The sequence below is a fragment of the Paenibacillus contaminans genome (genome assembly GCF_003285015.1).
Classification (GTDB): Bacteria; Bacillota; Bacilli; order Paenibacillales; family NBRC-103111; genus Paenibacillus_V; species Paenibacillus_V contaminans.
Genome location: NZ_QMFB01000012.1, coordinates 92,712 through 115,240, shown reverse-complemented (window position 1 = coordinate 115,240; position 22,529 = coordinate 92,712). Strand labels below are relative to the sequence as shown.

Sequence of the window (22,529 nt, the reverse complement as noted above, 5' to 3'; positions counted from 1 at the left end):
CTACCCACTGATACGTTCAGACAATAGAAGAGGTTTCATGTGCCGGCGATGGAGTTTTTCGGGGCCGATGAGGCGGTCATTTAAGCAAAAAGGAAGTAGGACTATTAGCACTACAGTAAAAATACAATAAAGGAGTAAAGAAATGGATATTTATCCGATAGGTCCTATTGTGGCGAACCGCTTGAATCGTTAACCTTTACTTAGGTATTTGCCGCGAATTATGGGAGGAGAGGTTTACACTTTGCTGAATGTCAGAAATAATAAAATATCGGTCATACTGGCAAGCTTCGTCATGCTGGCAGCGTTGCTGTTCCTTTTTGCAGCTTCGGCCGAGGCGGCGGAGGACAAACGTATTGAAGTATATACGGATAAACAACCGGTCGAGTTTGCGATTGATCCGCTGTTGGAGGACGGCACGACACTGGTGCAGCTTCGCCCGCTGTTCGAGTCGCTTGGCATTGAGCTTTCCTGGAATGGGGAAACGCAAACGGTGAGCGGCAAGAAAGAAGGACTAACCTTTTCACTGACGATTGACAGCGAGACGGCGGAAGTCAACGGACAACCGGTCGAATTGACCAAACCGGCCTCCATTGTCGACGGTAATACGCTGGTGCCGCTGCGTTTTGTCGGGGAAGCGACGGGAGCGGTCGTAGGCTGGAACAGCGGGCAGCGGACGATCAGCGTGTATAGCGAGGAGTTCATCCAGGTTTCCGGTCTTTCCAAGGCCGCTGCGCAAGGACAGGCGGATAAAGGCGTCCCGGCTGCCGCCCAAGGAACGCTTCGCGGTTTTTTTGCAAAATGGGAGATGGATTTGCCGGGAATGAGCTATTGCTCCACGCTGTGCTGGGATTATTATTATTTTATCAATGACACGCAGGTTGCGACCGACTTCCCCGATGGTGGACTAGATGCGCTTGATTGCAGCAAAGACGAATGTTTGACCTATGAAGTCAAAGGGGATCAGCTTGTTTTAAGCAACGGCAAGTCGTATTCGCTCAAGGTGAACTCCGAAACGGAGCTGGAAATCGACGGGGACAAGTATATTCAATATTTGCCGTCCCGCAGATTGAAGCTTGAAGGCGAGTACGTATCCGCCAGCTACTCGTCCAGTCCGACGGGAAGCGGATTGGCAAGCTCGGTCACTTATCGCTTTAATAAAGACGGTACTTTTACCGACAACAAATTCGTAGGTCATACGACCGACGGTTCGGATAGCGGCGACAATTCGGGTGTCTCTACAACCGTTACTTCCGAAAAGGGAGCCTCGGGAACCTATGCGATAGTCCATTATACCTTGCTGCTCAAGTATAAGGACGGAACAAGCAAGCAGCTATTGTTTTTCTTGCCCGAACAGCCAAGCGTCAAAATGCTGCGGATCGGCGGCCGCGATTATCTGATTGAAGAAGATGACGGATCGAATGGTTCCGGTTCGCCGGCTGAAGAACAACAGCCTTATGAGGATATTTTGACGACGGAAAAAATCGCCCGAAAGCAGCTGCTTTTCGCCTGGCAGCCTAACAGAAGCCAGCAGCTGGAAAATATAAGCATTACGCTGGAAGGTTACCAATGGGCAAAGCTGACCATCGATCCGGCGCATGCCCAATCCTTCAAAGGATATGGCGATAATGGGATCATCGCATTGACAACAAAATATCGTATTGAGAATAAGTCGGCGCAAACCATACATGTAAACAGTTTGAAAACGACGCTTGCCATGTCCGGCGCGAGCATACAGGATACAAACGGATTGGCGCCCAAAGTGAAGGATGAACTGAAGCCGGGTGAAAGCGTGGAGAAGATATCGGTCATTTTGCTGCCAACGGATTTTTTTGAAAACAATAAAGATTTCGAGCTTGCATTCGGTCCTCTAAACAATCTCGAGGGCAAGGATATGTTTCAAGACGACTGGCTTGAATTTAATATTTGGAAAGATCTATAGCAGAAAGAAAGCTTCTTGCCGTTCTTCATGAACCGGTAAGAAGCTTTTTTTGTAAGGTAAGACGGATTTCGCATAGAACAAGACATTCGTTTGACCGCTGATTTCCGCATCGTGATAATAGGAAGTAAGCAGGCGGAGCGATAAACATTATGGAAACGAGGACATTTCATGGAACCTAAAATCATAACATTGCCGCTTTTTCATGTTGTAGGATACAGAATGGAAGCACCTGTTGAGGAGTTCGAGTCGGGTCTTGGCAAGAGCAAATATCACTTACTGCTGCAAAGAAAAGACGAAATTCAATATAAGAAAAATGAAAATGTAATGTTAATGCAGATTTACCCGATGAATGCCGATTTTAACCCCAAGGCGGATGTATTTACCCATATTCTTTGTTATGAAGTAAGTAAAAAAGGCGATGTTCCGCCAAATATGAGCAGCCATACCGTTCCGGAAAGTAAGTATGCGGTTTACACACACAAAGGACCTGAATCGGAGCTTTCTCTTTCCTATGACTATATATACGGGCAGTGGCTTGAAGAAACCGGAAACGAGCCGAAGGATTACGATTTTGAAATTTGGGACGAACGTTATAAGCCGGAAAGTCCGGACAATGAAATTGACTTGTTTGTAGCATTGAAGTAGTTATTCGGCTTAATTGCGGACGACAGTATTTGCCGGTGCGCACAGGTCGCACATTTACCGAACATTTATTCATTTACCGATTTATAAAGGCATTACGCCGTTACGGGAATAAAAGTACGGAGATTGCAGCTATCTTGGAGAGAGAATTCGCCTATATAATGACAATTAAGGTGTGGCTTTGGATGGAGTCGATCAGGAGCACCGGCATGATCGCTTTAGCACTTATGATGCAAGGGGGCGGGAAATGAAAATAAGAAGCGCGCTCTGAGGCTTAACAGGAAAGCCGGACGGATATGAAAGCGCTTGCCGTATCCGTGAGTAATCATACGCCGGTTTAGGCGTTTTAAACACCGGACGGGACACATTTTCATCATAGCCTGCGGCCGAGAGGCCATGAACGTTTATCCTTGAAATCAGGAGGCGGAAAAAATGTCGGAAATCATGGATCAAGTCAAGCAAAGCGACGAGCGGCAGGGAGTGGCTGCAAGACCGGACGCAACTAAAGGAAATGCTTCTTCAGCGGCTGAATTAAGCAGAAGAAAATTTTTGACGGCTATGGGCGGCTTGGGGGCGGCTGTTGCGACAGGCGGTTTGCTGCTTGGCGGCGCCGGGTCGGCTTCGGCTGCCGTAAAAACGAGCAGTGATGTCGTCTATCTGGACAGTGTCGCCGATATTCAATCCCTCGATTTATCGACGCTAACCGATGGGCAGCCTATCCATATACATAGCTTCCATCCCGGCACAATCGCCGGCGGCGGGGTTTTCTACGTAGATAAGACTCGTGCAAAATCCGCCCACAACGGCGGGACGATCATCTCGGCCACCGTCCCATGGAATGGAACGGAAGCGGGGCTGCCGGGCTTCCTCAGCGGCACAGGCGAAACGAATCCATCGGGAGCCGGATGTCTGGTCCGCTTCTATGAGGGCAGGCTCACTCCGCTTATGTTCGGTGCGCTGGCCAATGGTACAAGCGACGATACGACCTCCATTCAGAAAGCCATCGACGCTGGCGTACCCCTTTATTTTCCGGAAGGGACCTATTTATTAAGACTGGACAAAACGATCAATCTCGCCGGCGGCCCGAGCGTTTGTGCTTTGATTGCGCGGGACAAAATGGATCTGCAGGGAGCGGGCATCGGCAAAACGATTTTCAAGTTGAAGGATAACGAGTCTACCGATGCGAGCCCCAAATATTTTAACATCATCTCGGGAAACACGGTGATCCACAATCTTTATGTGGAAGGCATTACGTTTGACGTGAACGGTGCGAACAATAAAATTAGTCCTAACAGGGCCAGCGGCGGTTATAACCAATTTAATTGCGCTGGCATTTTTATCTCGGGTACTGTAGCCACTTCCGGCGCCGACGCCCGGCTGTACGATTCCAAAATCACGAATTGCGAATTCATAAACTCCCCCGGCGTTACTTGTATTGCTACAGGGCAGCAAGAATCCCCCGCTACGCACAGCCGCAATGTCGAAATAAGCTTTTGCAAATTTTACAACAACGGGATTGACAGCAGCGACCATTCCTCCGTTTACATGTGGGGCGATAACATCAATGTCCACGACTGCGTATTCGATCACCCCACCGTTTCCACAGGCCTGGCAGGTCCGGTTGTCGCCGCCGAGCTGCATGGGTCCGAAAACCTCTTCAACAATAATATTGTGAATAATTACGCGCAAGGGTTATGGATTACCGGAAATCAGAAAACGCCGTCCAGGGGAATTACCGTAACGGGGAATTCTTTTACCGTTTCGTGGTTCGGCGTCGGGTTGTTTAGCATTGCTCCAATAGACCTCGGGACATCGGATCTGCTGATTGCCAATAACCGAATCCACATTGTGGACGGACAAATTTTAAACCCGTTTATGGGCTTCCCTAAGACTGCGGTATTCTTGAATATGACGAGCGGGGCAGGCGACCGGATGACGGTTACCGGGAATCAATTGTATTGTACGGACCGGTCTTCCAACATTGCCGTTCTGGTCAGCTCCGCCGCAGAAGGTTCTCTGTACGATACCATGATCTCCGGAAATTTGATCAACGGTTTTTGCAGGGGGATTTGTATAGGGCTTGGGGCACTGGGATCCGTTCATAATACGACGGTAAAATCGAATGTGATTTGCAACATGCAGCCTGCGGCAAGCGTGCCCGAAACGGTAGCCATTCACGTATCCGGAACGCAGGGCGGGGTGACGCTGACCTCTAATGATATCGGCGGAGGGACAGGGACGACTCACCAAGGCATTTATCTTGGGGATTTGGGAACCCCTGCCACTCTGGACTACCTTCACATGGAAGGGAATCGCGTAGATGCGGCCACGTCTTCCCCTATCGTGGACAGTATTACGGTAACCGGCCGGCGATCGGGCGATCAGGCGCTGACCTTTGCGGCATTGCCTGCACAATCCACATGGAAGATAGGGGATTCCGCAACCTTACGCTCTCCCATACAAGCGGGCAACGGCTCGAAGAAGTATCTGATGGTCGGTTGGCAAAGGATGACGAACGGTACCTCCAATGTTCTAAACACAGACTGGCTGGAACGAAGAGTGTTTACCGGTAATTGACTTGGCATCCATGCGGCGCCGGCATAAGGACGGATGAATGTATAGGCGGAGGCCATCCTGCAAAGGAAGGCCTTTTTTGTCACAAAGTATATCCTCCGCTGATTGTTCCGATTCCCGGTAAACGCGCTCGTCCTTTAAAGGACGGCGAAACCGCTGAAAGCCCCAACCCACTACCTCCCCCACGCGCAAACGTATATCCTACTCCAAGGACGCCGCAAGGCGTTTTTCTTAGTTTATCAGCAAGTCTATCGTGGAAGCCTATAAGGATTTTGGCGGATCATCTGAATGAAGTTCCGCGTGGAGGCGGATAAAGGTTCGTTTTTGCGTGTGCAGATGGCAATCGTGTTTTTGAGATCGATCCCTTCGACGTAAACTCGCGACAACTCTCCCCGTTCCACATATTCCCGCACGACCAGCGAAGAGACGAAGTTCGCGCCGTATCCGGCAATAACGGCAGTAATCGCTTCATGCAGCCCGTTGAATTGCAAGGAAATGGTAGGGAGGGATGATGTGTAGGTGCGGCAGAGAGATAATAACCGCTCGCGGGTCGAACTGCCTTCCTCACGCATGACGAAAGGCTCCTTCATCATTTCGGACAAAGTAACCCGCTGATTCGCGTACCGGTGATTGGGGGCGACTACAAACCATAACTCGTCTTGAAACAATTCCTCCGTCAGGATCGTATCGGGATATTCCTCGGCGATCCCCCCATAAATCGCTATGTCCGCATCTACATCCAGAAGCCGTCTCAGGGCATCGTTCGAATTGGTCGTCGTGATCGTCATTTCAACTTCTTCATGTAACCGCTTGAACTTTGCGATCCAGGCGGGGATTAGAAAATGAGCCGGCAAATACGTCGCGGCCAAACGAATGCTGCCTTTCGTGCCGTTACGGTAATCATGAGCGAACTGCTCGATCTGCTGCTCGACTGCGAAAAGTCTTTTGGCAAGCAGAGCAAGCTCTTCGCCGGCATCCGTCAGAGCGATTCCTCTTCCCAGAGGTTTAAGCAGGGTGAGCATCAATTCTTTCTCGAATTTTTTAATCTGGGCGGTAATGGCAGGTTGGCTTATATTCAACAGCTCCGAAGCGCGCGTCACGCTTCCGGTAGAAGCTATGGTATGAAATAAACGCAAAGCATGCAGATTCATCGGATACTCCCTTTACTGCAGATTCATATACTATAAGTATAGGTTCATCAAAAACATATATTATATTTATGATTATAACTCGTTTACAATGCAGGTAGAAGATAAAAAAGGAAAGAGGAGATGTGATCGCTATGAATCCACGAAGCACATGGGAAAAGGTCGACGAGTACATTACGGAGCGCTTGATTCCTCAAGACGATGTGCTGGAAAGCGTGTTGGCCGCCAATCAACAGGCAAGGCTGCCGGCCTATGACGTTACCCCCGCGCAAGGAAAGCTATTGCACTTATTGGTCCGCATGCAAGGCGCAAAACGAATTATGGAGATCGGTACGCTTGGAGCATACAGTACGATCTGGTTGGCGAGAGCGCTGCCGTCCGACGGACATATCGTGACGCTGGAGCTCGACCCGTTCCATGCCCAAGTGGCACGGTCGAACATAGCGCTTGCCGGGATGAACGATAAAATAGAGCTTCGGGTAGGAGACGCTTTGGAGCAATTGGCTCGAATGGCGGAGGAGGGCGTAGAGCCGTTTGATTTTATTTTTATCGATGCCGACAAACCGAACAATCCGAAATATCTGAAATGGGCGCTTCACTTCTCGCATCCCGGAACGGTCATTCTTGGGGATAATGTGATCCGGGAAGGCGAAGTCGTCAATGAAAGCAGTCAAGACCCCCGTGTAAACGGAGTGAGGCGGTTTTACGATCTGCTGGCCGAGGAGCCGAGAATTGAGGCAACCGCCATACAAACTGTCGGCAGTAAAGGCTATGACGGCTTTGTATTGGGTATTGTGAATAGCTGAAAATCCCCAAGGATAAGGTGTCTTTGGCGCGCCGGTGGTTTAAGCAGGTTTAAAGCTGCTTTCGCGATAACCTTTCCGATAAACGCATCAAATGGCAGGCGCCGGAAAACGGCAGCCTGCCTTATAAAATCCAAGCCTTAGGGGAGCAGATCGCTAATAATTATCAAGCTCGTAAATAGGTTCAGCTTCCGCTTTCCAAAGGGATGCGTTGCCCGAATTGCAGCAAGTAGCCGTTATTATCGTAGATCGCGAATTCCCTCATGCCGTATGGAAAACTCCCAATGGGGTAGCAGACGCTTGCTTTTCCTTGAATTCCGTCCCAGTATTCGTCCACATTGTTCAGTTCGATGTACAAGGAGCCAGTAAAAGAAGGCTTGTCAAAAGGCATATGCTCGTTCGGCAATGCGGCCATAATGACGACACGATCCAGCCGCAAAGACGCCCATCCCCAATCCTCGCTGTAGCTTTCACATTCAAAACCGAGAATATCCGTATAAAAAGCGATCGTTTCTTTCAGTTCCTTCGTTCGGAGCATAAGGGACAATCCAAGAGCACTCATTTGAATAGCCTTCTTTCATCGAGGGAGTTAGTATCACTATATCAAATTTCTTTTCAGTAGAAATATGGCAATTTGTTTGAGTGCATCCTTAACGAGCGGCGAGGTGGTTTCGCCTTTGGGCGCCTTGAACTTGTGGTCGGCGTTTTGTACGGGGATGAAGGTCACCTGTGCGCCGGCCTGTTTGGCGGCCTCATAAAATTTCTCGGCCTGCTGGAAGGGGACCCTTTCATCAAGCGTGCCGTGTGCGATAAGAGTCGGCGGCGAGTCCTTTTTGATGTGAGTAATGGGCGAAGCCAATATGTATTTGTCGGACATGTCTTCGTAGCTGCCGCCGATCAATCCCTTTAACAGCTCGGCAGCTTCGCCGCGAGCGGCATCGTCGTACCCGCTAAGATCGGTCAAATCGGTCGGACCGCAGAGCGATACGATGCTATTTATTTGAAAATCTACCTCGGCAAGAACGGGATCATCCTTGAAAATGTTGCCTGCCAAGCCTTCGAGCAGCGCCATTTGGCCTCCTGCGGAGGTGCCGATCAGATTGATTTTATCTTTGTCGAGCCCGTATTGCGAGGCATTCCGATGAAGCCAGCGTATCGAGTCGGAAGCGTCTGCAAAGGGCGCGGGAAAGGAAATTTGTTTATTGGTCAGGCGGTATTCCACGCTGACAATCGCGAAACCAAGCGAGCGAAAGATGTTGAAGGTCTCCATATCGCTGTCGCTCAAATGTTTGCTGCCGCTATCCCAACCGCCGCCATGAAAAAACACCAGCATGGGAATCTTCGCTACGAATTGTCTTTCCGGCATATAAATATCAAGCTTGAGCTCCCGGCCGTCCTTTATTTTATAGGGAACGTCAGCATAGACTTGATCCAGCCTCGGGTTATTATTGATGACAAGGTAGTAGAAAACTGCGGTCAGCATAACGGTTGCAAGGCATGCTGCTGTGATGACCAGCACTTTCCGTATTCGAATGCGGAAATTTTTCATAACCCTCCCCCGTTCTCTCCGTATAATAACTATATTGTAAGTTGCATCCATTCGAATTGTATAGCGTCAATCTTTAAGTATTCGCATCGTAATGTATTCCTCTGGAGTTACGTGCCCGATACTTTATATAAAAAAATGCGGCAGAACCCAATACTTTCACTTGCACCTTACGTAACGTAAGGTTTTATAATAAAGCTACCGGTAACCAGCTAGCGCAAATGAAAGGGGATGGTTATGAAGAAGCATTGGAAGGTCGGGGACCTCGCAAAGCTGACGGGGCTTACCGTACGCACTTTACGTTTTTACGACCAAATCGGTTTATTCTCTCCATCCGGCCAGACGGAATCCGGTCACAGGCTGTACAATGAACCCGACTTGTCGCGTTTGCACCAGATTTTATCGCTTAAGGAGCTGGGCCTGTCTCTCGAGGAGATTAAATCGGTCTTGGATGGCGGGCAAATCAGTCCGCTGGAAATCGTCAACCTGCAAATAGGCCGAATCAAAGAGCAGATCAGGCTGCAGCAGAAACTATTGGAGCAGCTCGGACACGTGTCCAAGCTTATGCAGGGGAAAGAGCAAATCACCGTTGATGATTTCACCGGCGTTCTGCAAGCGATGAAAATGGAGTTCGAGAAACCCGTCATTGAGCGGCAAGCGAGCTGGGAGCGGCACTTGGACCTGTTGAGAGATTTTCTTGCCGGAGAGAGCGAGATACCCAAACCTAAGGAGGAAAATGAATGAACGAACGATTCGTCAAACATGCGACTTTTGTCGTCGAGCGGACTTATGCCGCTTCGCCGGAGCGGGTTTATCGCGCCTGGTCCGATCCTGCAGCCAAAGCCAAGTGGTTTTCGAAGGCGGATATCTTCGATTTTCGGGTCGGCGGGCGCGAGTATAGCAGCGGCGGGCCGCCGGAAGGGCCGGTCTTCACCTTCGACGCCAGCTACCTGGAGATCGTTCCGGAGCAGCGGATTGTTTATACGTACACTTTGGATTCGGACAGTACGCGCATGTCCGTCTCGATTACAACGATTGAGCTGATTAAGGCGGAAGGCGGCACGAAGCTGATATTTACGGAGCAGGGCGCGTTTTTTGACGGACACGATACGCCTGAAATAAGGGAGCACGGAACAAACGAATTGCTTAACGCGTTAGGCAAGTCATTGGAAAAGGAGGAGTAGGCATGACGATAGGCGAGAACGAGATCGTTTCCGAACGAGAGTTCGATTTCCCGCGGGAACTTGCGTTTCAAGCCTGGACAACCCCCGAGCTGCTGGCTCGATGGTGGGGGCCGAAGGGCTTTACGAATACGTTTCACGAGTGCGAGATAAAACCCGGCGGTACTTGGCGGTTGATTATGCACGGGCCGGACGGCACCGATTATCCCAATCACAGCGTCTTTGTCGAGATCGTGCCGCTGGAGCGGGTTGTCCTTGATCATTTATCCGGTCACGAATTTCGGATCACGGCTGTCTTCGAGGATCTGGGGGGACGTACAAGAGTCACGTTCCGTCAGCTCTTCAAGGATATAGCGGAGTTCGAGAAAGTCAAAGCCTTCTGCTCGGAAGCCAATGAACAGAACCTCGACCGGTTCGGCGAGCTGTTGGCGGAGTTGGCCGTCTAGCTTTGCTTATATGGTGAGGCTTTACTTGGATGAGCGCTGTGTTGATGCCAAAATCGTTGCCGTTCGCGCTCCCTGCAGGGAGACGGACGGCGTTTTTGATTGCCGTTCCGCCGATCCGACCGCGGCAGGCGAATGTCCGTGCGATTATGATATACTGTTTACAAAGTATACATTTTCGGAACAAGCAATGACGATGGAGGATCGGACAACATGGAGCGCGGCGATGGGATTGATGAAGAAACGATAAAAAAGCTGCCGCCTGGGGTAAGGCTAAGCTGGGGAATCGTCAAGCAGCCGAGCAGAGGACCCAAAGGCGAGCTGAGCATCAAAAAAATCGTCGATGCGGCGATCGCGATTGCCGACCGTGACGGGCTGGCGGCTGTTTCGATGAGCAGAGTCGCCCAATCGCTGGGCTTCACCACAATGTCGCTGTATCGCTACGTCACGAGCAAGGAAGATTTGCTGGTGCTTATGCAGGACGCGATTTGCGACATACCGATTCCGCCGGAGGAGGCGGGCAAACCGTGGCGTCAGGAAATCAGGGAGTACGTATGGGCTTGTATCGGCGTTTTTCGGGAGCATCCCTGGTACGGCGATATCCCGATTATGAGCGTGCCGCTAACGCCGGGCAATCTTCAGGTCGTCGATTGGATGCTAAGAATCATGCGGGATTTCCCTCTTAACGATTTCGAGAAAATGTCTTTCCTGCTGCTCATAAGCAGCTACTCAAGAGCATGCGGCCTGATTGCGCGAGATATGGACCGCGCCATCCGCGAGGGAGGGAGTCCGGAAGCGTTCAACGGAGCCAGCTACGGCGAAGCGCTTCGACAGCTTGTCAAACCCGAACGGTTCCCGAATTTGCATCCGATTGTGATGTCCGGCACGTACACGGATGAAGCCGACAATCCGATTGCCGACGATCTGGATTTCGGGCTCGAACGCATTTTGGACGGCATCGAGCATTACTTAAAGCAGAAAACATCCGGTCAATAACCGGGCTGTTCCCAAAAATTTTTTTCTCATGTTCATGCCCTGCTTGCAGTGCTAAATGACCAAAAGAAAAGCTTCCGTCCCTGCTTTGGCAGCGGGGTATGGAAGCTTTTCCGATTGTATGGACTGTCCGGTTGCCGTTAGCGCCGTCCGCCTTTACGATGGAAAACGATATTGCACCAAGCGATCGCGATCGCCAGAATCACCGTGCACCAGCCGGCCGCCCACCAGACGTAGTCCGTCACCGGCGTTCCGGTCAACAGCCCGCGGATCGTCTCGATGACCGGCGTGATCGGCTGATGGTTGGCGAATCCTTGCAGCCAAGCAGGCATCGTGCTCGTCGGGACGAAAGCGCTCGACAGATAAGGGAGGAACAGCAGCATGAACCCGTATCCGCTGGCGGCGGAAGGACTGCCCGTGACGAGGCCGATCGCGGCGAACAGCCAGGTAAAGGTAAGGATGAACAGGACGATGATGCCGATCGCCCCCAGCCACTCTGCGAAAGTGGCGGTAGGCTGGAAGCCGACAAGCAGGGCGACACAGATGACGATGCCCGTAGCGAGCAAGTTCCGGACGAGGCTGGCGGCGACATGGCCGGTGACCACGCCAAGGCTGCGGATCGGCATAGCTCGGAAGCGGTCTATGATACCGTTCGTCATGTCCGTTGCAACGTCTACGGCGGTGCTTGACGAGCCGAAGCCGGCGCACAGCAGAATGATGCCCGGTACGACGTAATTGACGTAATCGCCGCCCGGATCAATCGCGCCTCCGAATACGTAAGTGAACAGGAGCATTAACATAACGGGCAGCATGATTGCCATGAGGAGAGACTCGACGTTGCGCAAGCTATGACGGATGCTGCGGCCGATGAATACGGCATTAGTCGTCGCGAAAGAAGCGGTTTTGACGGTCGGTTGAAGATTGTTCATGCTAGCGAAGCCTCCTTTTGGTGTGCGGTCGTTAAGGCGAGAAAGACGTCGTCCATGCTGGGCTTGCGAATGACGATCCGCGTATCCGGCGGGCACAGGTGGGCGATCTCGTTCAGCGTTTGACGGACATCGTGAACGCTGCCGCTCGTCGGTATGGTTCGAATCACTTCATCAAGCCGGTTCCGTAATTCGATAACCTCGCCCCCGACATGCGCCTTCAACGCTTCGGCCGTGCCTGCCGCCACGATTCGCCCGGCGCTCAGCACCGCGATTTCATCGGCAAGCTGGTCCGCTTCCTCCAAATATTGCGTAGTCAAAAAAATGGTGATCCCTTGCTCCTTCAGCCGTAAAATAATTTCCCACAGCGAGCGCCTGCTCACCGTGTCCAAGCCGGTTGTCGGTTCGTCGAGAAACAGCACGGGACGATTGACGACCAGGCTTACGGCCAGGTCCAGCCTGCGGCGCATGCCGCCGGAGTAAGTTTTCACGCGTTTGCCTGCGGCGGACTCAAGGTCGAACTGCTTTAGCAGCTCTGCCGTCCGTAAGCGGGACTCCCCGGGCGTCAAGCCGGACAGCCGGCACATCATCATGATGTTCTCCTGACCGGTCAGCACCTCATCTACCGCGGCGAATTGACCGGTGAGACTGATCGATCGGCGGACCTCATTCCGTGCGTAGACGACATCGTGACCTTCGATTCGCGCAAACCCGTCGTCCGGCTCGGACAGCGTGGATAAAATGTGGATCAGCGTCGTTTTGCCGGCGCCATTCGGTCCGAGCAGCGCGAAAATCGTTCCTTTTGCCACTATGAGGCTTACTCCGTCCAATACGGTTTGTTCGCCGAAGCTTTTGCGCAAGTTGCTGACCTCGATGGAATAAGTATTCATTAGGCATCACCCTGTTTCTTTGAATTGTATATTGTATAAACAGTATATTATATACGCTGTTATTTATCCTCATTCTCAAGACGGATATTTCACTCGACTGAAGACGGAACTAAATCGTCGTAGAGACAGCATTACTGCTATACAAATATCCGTGAAGGCCGAACTTTCGATATGTTATAATCTAAGCAAATATATTCACTCAACCTAGAGCGTATACACCACTGCTTTCAACGTACATCGGTAGATTGACGAAAAACGCTGCGGGAGCTCGGGTTCGCAAACAGCCAACGCACACTTGATGCGATTGCCCGGACAACGAATGATCCCCAAATGGCGCGGAGAGTGGAGTTCTTTTGTGAAGTATACTGGAAGAATCGCGATAACGACTGTTATCCTGGTATTGATAGCGTCAGCCAGGATCTACGGCAATCTGTATTACGATGTCCCCATGTTTAAGCCGCCTACAATCGGAATTTTAGCCCTATTGATTTGCTGGTGGCTCGGCAGCCAATATGACAAGGTCAAATTTTACTCCGAGAAAGATATTTTGACTGGAATCCATAACAGGAGATTCGTCGTCCAGAAATTCCCCAAGCTTCTAATGCAGATGAGCAAGAGAAATCGAAAATTAACTATGCTGCTTATCGATATAGATAACTTCAAAGTTGTAAACGATACGTACGGACACGAGAAGGGGGACAAGGTCCTTCAATATATTGCCAAAACGCTGTTATCGAGCACATCGAAAAAGGATATTGTCGCCCGTTGGGCGGGGGATGAATTTTTGATCATTTCCCCTTGCTCGAATGAGAACACGGGTGAAATCATCATGAATCGAGTCCAGCATGCTTTACGAAAATCGTTTGACGAAATCGCAATAGACGTTTCCGTATCCATTGGGGCTTCCATGTATCCGAGAGACGCCGAAACATTGGATGCTTTACTTCATGCTGCGGATCGTAAGATGTATAGCATGAAGTCGCAATCAAAACCCCGCACTAAATAACCGCAAAAAAGCCACTCCCCGATAGGCAGCGAATGGCTCGTCCATGGAGCGTTAAAAATTAAAGTTATCCGGGTCGGGACCGACTCGCCGGTTTTGATTCAACCCATCGATCCGTTCCATATCTTCCTGGCTCATTTCAAAATCGAAAATCGCCGCATTCTCGATAATGCGATGCTCTTTCGTCGACTTCGGTATGGTGATAACGCAATGCTGGATGTCCCACCGCAGAATGATTTGGGCGACGGATTTTCCGTACTTGGCCGCCAGCTCAAGCAGCAAAGGGTTATCCAGAAGCTCGCCTTGCATTAAAGGCGACCAGGCCTCCAATTGAATGCCTTGCTCTTTCGTGAAGCGGAGCAATTCCTTCTGGGTTAAGCGAGGGTGGAATTCGACCTGGTTTATCATCGGTTTGATTTGGGCTTCGCTCATTAAGTCTTCCAAATGGTGAATTTGGAAATTGCTTACTCCGATCGCTTTGACCCTGCCTTCCCGATACAAGGCTTCCAGGGCTCTCCAAGCTTCTTTGTATTTGCCTTTCACGGGCCAGTGGATGAGATACAGATCGAGATAGTCCAGCCCCAGCTTTTCCAAGCTCGCTTCATAGGCGGCCAAAGTCTGCTCATAGCCCAAATCGGCGTTCCATACCTTGGAGGTGACGAAAAGATGCTCCCTGGATAGCGAAGACTCCTTCATGGCTTCGTGAATCCCTTGTCCGACGCTCCGTTCATTCTCATAAATGGCGGCCGTATCGATGCTGCGGTATCCGTGGGCAATAGCCGATTTTACAGCTTGCACGAGCACAGGTCCTTCCTCCACTTTAAATACGCCAAGTCCGAGTCCCGGCATGTTGACGCCATTGTGCAAAGCGACCGTATCTTGAATATGTTTTATCATTATTGTGATCCTCCTAAAATGTTGTTATAGAGTGTGCGGCGGTTTCCTGACTCCGGCAGTTTAGCACGCCTGCGATCGTAGGTTAATTTCGCTTGATTCGAGCGGCCTGTCTGCTTGATCCTTGCTGTCCAAAACTCGGGTCCAAATGGTCAATATAACGGCTCCCGCAACCATTATTGCGCCGATCCACGTCGTATGAATCAGCCCTATCGAGTCGGCGACGACACCGCCTAAATAGGCGCCGATCGCAATGCCGGCATTAAATGCGGCAATATTTACTGCGGAGGCTACATCCTTCGCTTGAGGCGCCAAGCGTTCAGCCAGCATCACGACATATACCTGAAGACCGGGTACATTCATAAATGCGAATAGTCCCATGAAAAAGACGGTAATCAACCCTGCAGCTTGGAATGGCGCGGTAAACGTTAGAACCAAGAGGACAATGGCTTGAATCGCAAACATATAGATCAAAGCCGTTACAGGATTGCGGTTAGCCGCTTTTCCTCCGATTACGTTCCCTATAGCAATGGCGATTCCATAAACAAGCAGGATGACGGCTGTCGTTTTTTGCTCGAATCCGGTTATTTCATGGAGCAGGGGGGATAAATAAGTAAAGACGACAAAGGTGCCTCCGTAGCCTAATGCTGTAATCGTAAAAGCGAGCAGCAGCCGGCGGTTCGTCACTAACTTAACTTGATCCTTAAGACGTATTTTCATTCCTCTGCGCAAATTCGAGGAGACCAACGTCAAGTTGGCAAGTAAAGCAAGGATGCCGACAGCGACGATAGCGAGAAAAGCCGCCCGCCAGCCCATTTGCTGCCCGATGAAGGTTCCTAGGGGAACACCGGTCACCGTAGCTACGGTAAGTCCGGAGAACATAATCGAGATGGCGCTCGCCCGTCGATGCTCGGGTACGAGATCGGCTGCGATCGTAGACCCGATCGACATGAATACGCCGTGAGCTAATGCGGAGATGACGCGCGCTGCCAGCAGCACGGCAATCCCATCCGCCACCGCGGCGAGCATATTGCCCGCAATAAATACGAGCATGATCCATAGCAGCAGCGTTTTGCGCGAAAGCTGCGAGGTCAGGGATGTTAATACCGGCGCTCCGAAGGTGACGCCTAGCGCATATAAAGTAACGGTTAAACCGGAAGTTGTAACCGATATATGAAGGTCCTCAGCAATAAGCGGAAGCAATCCCACGCTGATAAACTCGGTTGTTCCTATCGCAAAAGCGCTGATGGCTAAGGCCAGTAACGCCAAGCTGCTCCTTCTTTTCTCCACTGACATGATTTCCACTCCACTCTGCAATGTTGTGATACCCGGCCGGTAACTGCTATTATGGGTTATAGGGATCGAAATGAATAGTAAGTACTTTTTTGTAATGTAGGTACTTCAAAGTTCCTATCTCCATATAGAAGGGCGGGAGACTATGGCGGAAGAGGTTGCCGTTAAGAAGAAATATAATATTTCCGTCGAGGCGACGCTTGAAGTAATTGGCGGGAAGTGGAAGTGCGTCATTCTTTGCCATCTGACTTATGGGAAGAAAAGAACAAGCGACTTGAAGCGTCTGATGCCGGGCATCACGCAAAAAATGCTGACCCAGCAATTGAGGGAGCTAGAAGAAGACGGTATAGTGAACCGGATCATATACAATCAAGTGCCGCCTAAAGTAGAGTATGAGCTTAGCGAGTACGGCTGGAGCTTGAAATCTATTTTGGATTCTCTATGCGCTTGGGGAGAAAAGCATATCATCAAGGAGTACGGGGATAAATTCGCCGTGCTGGAGGATAATATTTTGAATCGTAAGGAATAGGCGGGGATTGCCCGCAATTCGTGCATCATTTCTATTGAAGAAGTCTTCTGCAAACGAAGGCTTCTTTTTTGTTTTCCGGCAAAGCGTGTTTCGGGGCGGGTTTCCATCAAACAACATATTTCGACCAAAAATTCAGCATACAGGAAATGGATTCCGAATGATGAATACCAAAGTTTGTATGAAGAGGGTTTTACAGGTGGCGTGGACCGAGCTCCGCTCAAGCGGCGGGAGGTTGCATGCAGCGCGAAACTCTAGGTCCGTTAGGCGTGTGGCTCTGGCATGGGAATGATGGATTTTTCACGTGGAACATTTTGTGGAGAAGGGGAGGGGGCGCGGGGAAAACGCAAAAAATGCCGCCGCACCTTCCTTCCGGAAATGGGCGGCAGCGCGTTGCAAATCAACTATTTCTTTTGTTTGGTTGGCTCGGCTTCATGCGGGACGTAGCCGAGCTTGGCCGATATCGTTAAAGCTTTGCTCCGAACGAACCTCCCGATTTCATCCAGCTTATGTACGGGAAGCTCATTGCGCAATGCGGTGACGCCAAGCGAGGCGATAACGGTTCCCGCCTTATCGTAAACGGGAGCGGCTATGCAGCGAATGCCGATTTCCCCTTCCTCATCTTCAAAAGCATACCCGTTCTCCCGGACGGTATGCAGGTTCTCCATCAACGCTTCTTTCGAGCGTATTGTATTCGGTGTATAGGCCTCGAACGTACAAGGTTTCAGAATCTCGGATAATTGCTCGCTCGGCAAATATGCGGCCAGGACTTTACCTCCCGCCGATATATAGATCGGCCATGATTGACCCACGGCGGTAGAAAATTGCACGAAGCCGGGACCGTTAACCTTCTCGACGTACAATGATTTATCTTTCTCCAGAATGGCCAGATGTACCGTAAAACGGAGATGTTCGGCCAACTCTTCCATGATCGGACGGGATACCTGGCGTACGTCCAGCTTGGTCAAAATTTTCGTGCCGAGATTGTTTATTTTTAACGTTAATTTGTATTTGTCGTCAGGCAGCTTCTCAACGTAATCCATATTTTCCAAAGTCGTCATGATCGAAAATACGGATGACTTGGGTAAACCGCAAATCGCATTTATTTCCGTGATGCCGAGCGGCTGATCGGAGTCCGCCAACAACTCGCAAATAAGCAAGCCCTTTTCTAAGGCAGGGACGGCATATTTCTTTTTGTCCATCTTGAGTATCTCCTTTTTGGTTTGCAGAACCTGCATGCAGTCAATCTACTCTTTATTTAAGCATATAACTTAATAGTCGGGCAACTTTCTAAAATATATTTTTGGTATATCGAACACCCGGTTAAAGCGAACGGTGCATAATTAGGGTCAAAACATTCGCGGGCGTGAGGAGAAGCGGCTAATGCGAGGTTCGATACGCTGGAACGAGTTCTCTCTCCCTCTTTTTCGGGTTACGAACGGCGCGTTTTTTTATTATTGACCTATTATCGAACAATTTGTTATTATTTTTATGAACATAAGTTCAGTATATTGAAAATTATGAGGGGTTTTCTGTGGTTCATCTTCAGGTGTCCGGTGTCGCTAAGCAGATGGGGGGAATAACGTAAAAAGCCCGCATGCCGCGAAGAGTTGCCGTCGCTTTCCGTAGAGCGTTAGCGAGTGGATGGTGGATTTTGAAATAATTTTCTGTATACGGAACGGTGATTTGCGGTTCGATGAGAGCGCGATAAGCGGTCGCTGATCCCGTTTTCGTAATAAAACTTATACGACGGAGGATGATATTCATGGCATTGCAAGGTAATATTCCCGTAATTCCCACCCCGTTTGTTAACGGAAACATTGATTACATAAGCTTCGACAGGCTGATTCAAAAAACCGTCGATTATCTGGAAGGCTACGTGGTGTGCGGAAGCACCGGGGAAGCTCCTGCTTTAACCGCGAAAGAAAGGATTGAAATTGTCCGTTATTTTTCGGCTAACATACCGGCAGGCAAAGAGATTGTAGTCGGGTTGGGCCATACATGTCTGGAGGAGGCGGTGGAGATCGGCCTCGCGGCGTCCGAATCGGGTGTAAAAGCGGCGCTTGTGCCGAGCCCGTATTATTTTCCGAATTCCTTGAGTATGGTTGTGGATTATGTCGGGAAGCTCGCCGAGCGAACCGGTCTAGATATCGTTTTCTACGATAATCCGGTAACGACAAGCACGCGTTTTACTACCAACGATTTGATCCAATTGTCCGAGGCGGTGCCTCAAGTGAAGGCGATTAAAATGACCGACCACAGCTTCGAGAAAATTCGCCAGCTGAAGACTCGGACGGCTTTGACGGTTTTTGGCGGCGACGATATTATTTGCTACCGAGCATTTGTGGCGGGGGTCGACGGGAATATGATTATCGCGCCGATTATCTTTCCGGAAGCGTTCCGCACATGCTGGGAGCTGCACCGCGAAGGGAAATTCGAGGAAAGCTTCGATATTTACAGCCGCAAGCTATTGCCGTTCATCAGCATGTTCGGTCCGGGCGATGAAATTCCTACGACTAAAGCTCTTTTTAAACACTTGGGCATATTCGCAAGCGATGAAGTCCGGAGCCCGCTGCTGCCTTCAGACAATCTCCGTGTTCGCGAAGTCTTGACAGGTTATCGGCAAGCCGAGAAGGCCGGGGCGATATAAAGCTCCGGGCAATTACGACGACTTTCAATTTTTCCGCATATCGATCGATTGTTCGGTATGCTGAAATTCGACGTGGTTCTATCCGAGACAAAAGGATTAATGGTGTATAGTTCCTATATTTGGGTAAAGAAGCCTCAAACCACTATAAAGTGGTGAGGGGGCTTCTTTTTTTGAACAAATACAAATATGTTCCACATATCAAGGGCTTATATTTCACCGGTAAACGCACCTGTCCTCAGCTTATGCTTACGAGGCCGCTTTCTTCGAAAGCGTTGAGGACGGCGAAGCCGTTTATCCTTGTGAACTTGGGTGGTTTGAAAAAAATAATAATCAGCAAAAATCGTCAAGGAAATACCGGATGAAGATGTTAACATTATTGGTAACTTACCGGTGGAGGGAATGGGATGCCATACATGGAACGAATTCAGAAAACGATCGATTTCATGGAGGAAAATCTATTTGCCGAGCTTACATTAAAAGAACTCGCCGATATAGCAACATTCTCAGAATATCACTATCACAGGACGTTTCATGTGCTGGTTGGCATAACGGTTGGAGATTACATCAAAAGAAGACGTTTATCTGAAGCTGCGAATTTGCTGCTAACAAGTAAACTAAAGGTTGTCGAAATCGCCTTTGGATGTGGCTATAACAATCATGAGACGTTCTCCAGAGCGTTCAAGAAATTTTTTAAAGTGAGTCCTAAAATGTTTCGTTTGAATGAGGACGACACCGCTATTTATAAAAGAGCCACGTTAAACCGACTGACTCTATCTAAACATACAGGAGGCGCTGTGATGGAACCGCGAATGATTACGATAGACGATTTTAAATGGATGGGCTATCAGCTAAAAACTACGGCCATAGATAATCAGAGTTTTAACGATATTCCTCCGTTTATTGGAAACTATTTTGAAAATAGGCTGGGCGAAAAAATCCCGAACAAAATAAACCCAAATCGGAGACTAAATATACTTACAGACTTCGAGAGACAAAGACACGGGAGTTTCACTTACCTGATTGGTTATGAGACAGATATCCAAGGAAGGGTGCCTGATCCTATGGTTAGCAGGTTGTTCGGCAAACAAAAATTTGCAGTATTTACAACGCCTAAAGCTCGTATAGAAGATTTTTCAAATGCGATTCAAAATACGTGGCGGTATATCTTTCAAGAATGGTTCCCCAAAAGTAATATGGAGCATGCAGGGACGTATGAAATGGAAGTGTACGACGAAAGATGTTTTGATAAATCCGCTATGGAAATGGATATATGCATCCCAGTCATAGCCCGATAAAGAAATGGTTATCAATTACCACGGTAGCGTGTTTGCTGCTCATGATCTAGTTAAAATGGGACATCCCTACCTTGTTGCCATCCAAGTCGGTAAATACAAAACCGGAATGATCGGAATAATGGATAAGCTCTGATACATGTACCCCCTTATTTAGTAACGAGTAGTAAGCGAGCTCGATATTCGCGGTATCCAAATAAAAATAAGGTTGTTGTAACGGTTGGATTGTATCTCCAATAAATAAATGCATGAAATATGATCCGTTGGCATGCAATTCAACAAAATTATTGAAATCTCCATTATAACCTCACTGTTTACCATGCCATCCTCCTTACCATCATTATACCGAGGGAATTCGGATATAACCTGACTGAAATTGCTATTCGGAAAAAATGGATTAGTCTAGGCATAAGCATAATAAAGAAAGGCTGCCGATATGTTCGATCAGTTCATCTTAAAGTTTGAATCCGATTTGCGCAGCTACTGCCGTATGCTGACAGGGACGCCGTGGGATGCAGACGATTTGTATCAAGACACGATAATGAAAGCGCTTAAAGCGCAAGCGAAGCTAGTGGCGCATCCGGCGCCGAGGGCGTTTTTGTTCCGGATCGCTTCGAACGCCTGGATCGATGAATGCCGAAAAAGAAAAGCCAATGTAGGCCTGCCGGACGGCTACGAGGCACTATCCGCCGATTTGGACGAGTATTCGATCGATATCAAGGATTCTTTGGAGCTTTTGGTTTCCTCAGTTCCGCCATTCCAGGCGGTGGTGGTTTTACTGGCGGATGTTTTCGGCTATAGCTCCCGGGAAATTGCGGACATGCTGGAGACTACGGAAGGAGCGGCCAAAGCCGCACTCCATCGAGCGCGCAAGCGGCTAGCCGCCCTTGGACAAGAACAAGACGCGGCATCGAAGGCCGCCCGGCTCTCAAGCAAAAACATGGAAGAGCAAACCTCCTTGATTCAGCGGTTTTTAGCCGCATTTCGCTTACAAGAGCCCATGGCGATAGCGGCAGCGTATCGTCACCTGATCCAAGCGGGCATCCGCGCAGAGCGACTTTCGCTGCGGGGCAAGCTGCATTTTTCATTCTACGATCCCGAGGGAAATGCCTTTACGGTAATGGCCGAATAATTTTTTCAACGTACCGTATCGTTTGGCGGATTTGATTCGTGTATGAAGTGATGGAGAATATTTTGAGAGGAGTTTTGTAAATGTACATCCGCAATCGAATCAACACTTGTTTCATTCATCTGAAAGACCTGAAGAAAGGGAAGGAGTGGTATACCACTGTTTTCCCATTCGAAATAGCGGCAGAGGGCGACGACTTCCTTGAGTTCAAAATGGAAGGGACCAGTCTGATTTTACTGCAATCGCATCATGAGGACATTACGCCGCTGCCGTATTCCGTTTTTTTCTTTGAAACCCCCGATGTGGATATAGCCTTCGAGGAGCTGACGCAAAAAGGCGTAAAAACAGACGGCATTCAACCGTTCCCGGACGGGATGCGCGGCTGCCATGTCTTTGATCCTGAAGGCAATATGCTGCTGATTTGCACGCCGCCTGTCGTATAACCGTGAGCGGCAGTCATGTTAAAAAGACCGGAAGCTTTAGCGGCTCCCGGTTTTTTCCATTCCAATGGAATTCGGCCGTAACCGGAACCAACGTTTTCATCATATCGAGAATCGCATAACCCATATGATTTACCAATCGTATGTACCCTTTATCCGGAACGTCAATAAGAGTCAAAGCGATTACCTCCTGAAATGTGCTCCTCCTGCAAGCCTT

23 protein-coding genes are annotated in these 22,529 nt (G+C 49.5%); 14 read left to right on the top strand and 9 right to left on the bottom strand.

The features are described 5' to 3' along the window. Positions 1-241: 241 nt before the first annotated feature. From DQG23_RS20560 to DQG23_RS20550, 3 genes are all read left to right on the top strand, one after another. Complete coding sequence (locus DQG23_RS20560; protein ID WP_158560610.1) at positions 242-1,939, top strand: copper amine oxidase N-terminal domain-containing protein; 1,698 nt, start codon at positions 242-244, stop codon at positions 1,937-1,939. Between the two features lie 168 nt (positions 1,940-2,107). Then, entirely contained in the window at positions 2,108-2,584 is a 477-nt protein-coding gene (locus DQG23_RS20555) for a GyrI-like domain-containing protein (RefSeq protein WP_113032755.1), read from the top strand. Positions 2,585-3,013: 429 nt separating this feature from the next. Continuing rightward, positions 3,014-5,158 carry a glycosyl hydrolase family 28-related protein gene (locus DQG23_RS20550; protein ID WP_113032754.1) on the top strand — a complete coding sequence of 715 codons (2,145 nt, stop codon included), beginning with the start codon at positions 3,014-3,016 and terminating at the stop codon, positions 5,156-5,158. A gap of 245 nt (positions 5,159-5,403) precedes the next feature. On the opposite strand, the gene DQG23_RS20545 is transcribed toward DQG23_RS20550, so the two are convergent. Beyond that, positions 5,404-6,306 (bottom strand): LysR family transcriptional regulator, encoded by a 903-nt coding sequence (locus tag DQG23_RS20545; protein WP_113032753.1) that lies wholly within the window; start codon positions 6,304-6,306, stop codon positions 5,404-5,406. A gap of 131 nt (positions 6,307-6,437) precedes the next feature. Here DQG23_RS20545 and DQG23_RS20540 point away from each other — a divergent pair, with 131 nt between their 5' ends. Continuing rightward, the gene (locus DQG23_RS20540; RefSeq protein WP_113032752.1) at positions 6,438-7,109 is read left to right on the top strand and encodes an O-methyltransferase; all 672 of its coding nucleotides are present in this window, start codon (positions 6,438-6,440) and stop codon (positions 7,107-7,109) included. Between the two features lie 181 nt (positions 7,110-7,290). On the opposite strand, the gene DQG23_RS20535 is transcribed toward DQG23_RS20540, so the two are convergent. Beyond that, positions 7,291-7,668: a VOC family protein gene (locus tag DQG23_RS20535; protein WP_202865932.1), complete on the bottom strand. Its 378-nt coding sequence runs from the start codon at positions 7,666-7,668 to the stop codon at positions 7,291-7,293. A 36-nt stretch (positions 7,669-7,704) separates the two neighbouring features. Further along, positions 7,705-8,655: an alpha/beta hydrolase gene (locus tag DQG23_RS20530; protein WP_158560609.1), complete on the bottom strand. Its 951-nt coding sequence runs from the start codon at positions 8,653-8,655 to the stop codon at positions 7,705-7,707. 234 nt (positions 8,656-8,889) lie between these two features. Here DQG23_RS20530 and DQG23_RS20525 point away from each other — a divergent pair, with 234 nt between their 5' ends. The 4 genes from DQG23_RS20525 (at position 8,890) to DQG23_RS20510 (ending at position 11,272) form a co-directional block, all read left to right on the top strand. Beyond that, complete coding sequence (locus DQG23_RS20525) at positions 8,890-9,396, top strand: MerR family transcriptional regulator (protein ID WP_113032750.1); 507 nt, start codon at positions 8,890-8,892, stop codon at positions 9,394-9,396. Next, positions 9,393-9,836, top strand: a complete 444-nt coding sequence (locus DQG23_RS20520) for an SRPBCC family protein (protein ID WP_113032749.1) — start codon at positions 9,393-9,395, stop codon at positions 9,834-9,836. The genes DQG23_RS20525 and DQG23_RS20520 overlap by 4 nt, the downstream gene beginning before the upstream one ends. A gap of 2 nt (positions 9,837-9,838) precedes the next feature. After that, positions 9,839-10,279, top strand: coding sequence for an SRPBCC family protein (locus tag DQG23_RS20515; RefSeq protein WP_113032748.1), 441 nt, complete (start codon positions 9,839-9,841; stop codon positions 10,277-10,279). A gap of 210 nt (positions 10,280-10,489) precedes the next feature. Continuing rightward, entirely contained in the window at positions 10,490-11,272 is a 783-nt protein-coding gene (locus DQG23_RS20510; protein ID WP_113032747.1) for a TetR/AcrR family transcriptional regulator, read from the top strand. Between the two features lie 137 nt (positions 11,273-11,409). Here DQG23_RS20510 and DQG23_RS20505 read toward each other — a convergent pair whose 3' ends face one another. Beyond that, positions 11,410-12,198 carry an ABC transporter permease gene (locus tag DQG23_RS20505; protein ID WP_113032746.1) on the bottom strand — a complete coding sequence of 263 codons (789 nt, stop codon included), beginning with the start codon at positions 12,196-12,198 and terminating at the stop codon, positions 11,410-11,412. After that, complete coding sequence (locus DQG23_RS20500; protein ID WP_113032745.1) at positions 12,195-13,085, bottom strand: ATP-binding cassette domain-containing protein; 891 nt, start codon at positions 13,083-13,085, stop codon at positions 12,195-12,197. The genes DQG23_RS20505 and DQG23_RS20500 overlap by 4 nt, the downstream gene beginning before the upstream one ends. A 355-nt stretch (positions 13,086-13,440) precedes the next feature. Here DQG23_RS20500 and DQG23_RS20495 point away from each other — a divergent pair, with 355 nt between their 5' ends. Further along, a complete protein-coding gene (locus DQG23_RS20495; protein WP_158560608.1) occupies positions 13,441-14,091 on the top strand; it encodes a GGDEF domain-containing protein in 651 nt (216 codons plus the stop codon). Positions 14,092-14,142: 51 nt separating this feature from the next. Here the strand turns inward: DQG23_RS20495 and DQG23_RS20490 are convergent, their stop codons facing one another. Together DQG23_RS20490 and DQG23_RS20485 are read right to left on the bottom strand one after the other, a co-directional pair. Next, complete coding sequence (locus DQG23_RS20490; protein ID WP_113032743.1) at positions 14,143-14,985, bottom strand: aldo/keto reductase; 843 nt, start codon at positions 14,983-14,985, stop codon at positions 14,143-14,145. Positions 14,986-15,045: 60 nt separating this feature from the next. Further along, positions 15,046-16,278 carry an MFS transporter gene (locus DQG23_RS20485; protein WP_113032742.1) on the bottom strand — a complete coding sequence of 411 codons (1,233 nt, stop codon included), beginning with the start codon at positions 16,276-16,278 and terminating at the stop codon, positions 15,046-15,048. Between the two features lie 142 nt (positions 16,279-16,420). Here DQG23_RS20485 and DQG23_RS20480 point away from each other — a divergent pair, with 142 nt between their 5' ends. Continuing rightward, the gene (locus DQG23_RS20480) at positions 16,421-16,804 is read left to right on the top strand and encodes a winged helix-turn-helix transcriptional regulator (RefSeq protein ID WP_113032741.1); all 384 of its coding nucleotides are present in this window, start codon (positions 16,421-16,423) and stop codon (positions 16,802-16,804) included. 401 nt (positions 16,805-17,205) lie between these two features. Here DQG23_RS20480 and DQG23_RS20475 read toward each other — a convergent pair whose 3' ends face one another. Next, positions 17,206-18,003 carry an IclR family transcriptional regulator gene (locus DQG23_RS20475; protein ID WP_158560607.1) on the bottom strand — a complete coding sequence of 266 codons (798 nt, stop codon included), beginning with the start codon at positions 18,001-18,003 and terminating at the stop codon, positions 17,206-17,208. 563 nt (positions 18,004-18,566) lie between these two features. Between DQG23_RS20475 and DQG23_RS20470 the strand changes: the two genes are divergently transcribed. The 4 genes from DQG23_RS20470 to DQG23_RS20445 all read left to right on the top strand — a co-directional run bounded on the left by DQG23_RS20470 (position 18,567) and on the right by DQG23_RS20445 (position 22,315). Continuing rightward, the gene (locus tag DQG23_RS20470) at positions 18,567-19,451 is read left to right on the top strand and encodes a dihydrodipicolinate synthase family protein (protein WP_158560606.1); all 885 of its coding nucleotides are present in this window, start codon (positions 18,567-18,569) and stop codon (positions 19,449-19,451) included. Between the two features lie 404 nt (positions 19,452-19,855). Further along, positions 19,856-20,746 (top strand): AraC family transcriptional regulator, encoded by an 891-nt coding sequence (locus DQG23_RS20460; protein WP_113032737.1) that lies wholly within the window; start codon positions 19,856-19,858, stop codon positions 20,744-20,746. 433 nt (positions 20,747-21,179) lie between these two features. Further along, the gene (locus DQG23_RS20450; protein ID WP_113032735.1) at positions 21,180-21,875 is read left to right on the top strand and encodes an RNA polymerase sigma factor; all 696 of its coding nucleotides are present in this window, start codon (positions 21,180-21,182) and stop codon (positions 21,873-21,875) included. An 80-nt stretch (positions 21,876-21,955) separates the two neighbouring features. Next, on the top strand, positions 21,956-22,315 hold the full coding sequence (locus DQG23_RS20445) for a VOC family protein (RefSeq protein WP_113032734.1): 360 nt from the start codon (positions 21,956-21,958) through the stop codon (positions 22,313-22,315). 13 nt (positions 22,316-22,328) lie between these two features. On the opposite strand, the gene DQG23_RS42210 is transcribed toward DQG23_RS20445, so the two are convergent. Then, positions 22,329-22,490: a hypothetical protein gene (locus DQG23_RS42210; protein ID WP_158560605.1), complete on the bottom strand. Its 162-nt coding sequence runs from the start codon at positions 22,488-22,490 to the stop codon at positions 22,329-22,331. Between the last annotated feature and the right edge of the window lie 39 nt (positions 22,491-22,529).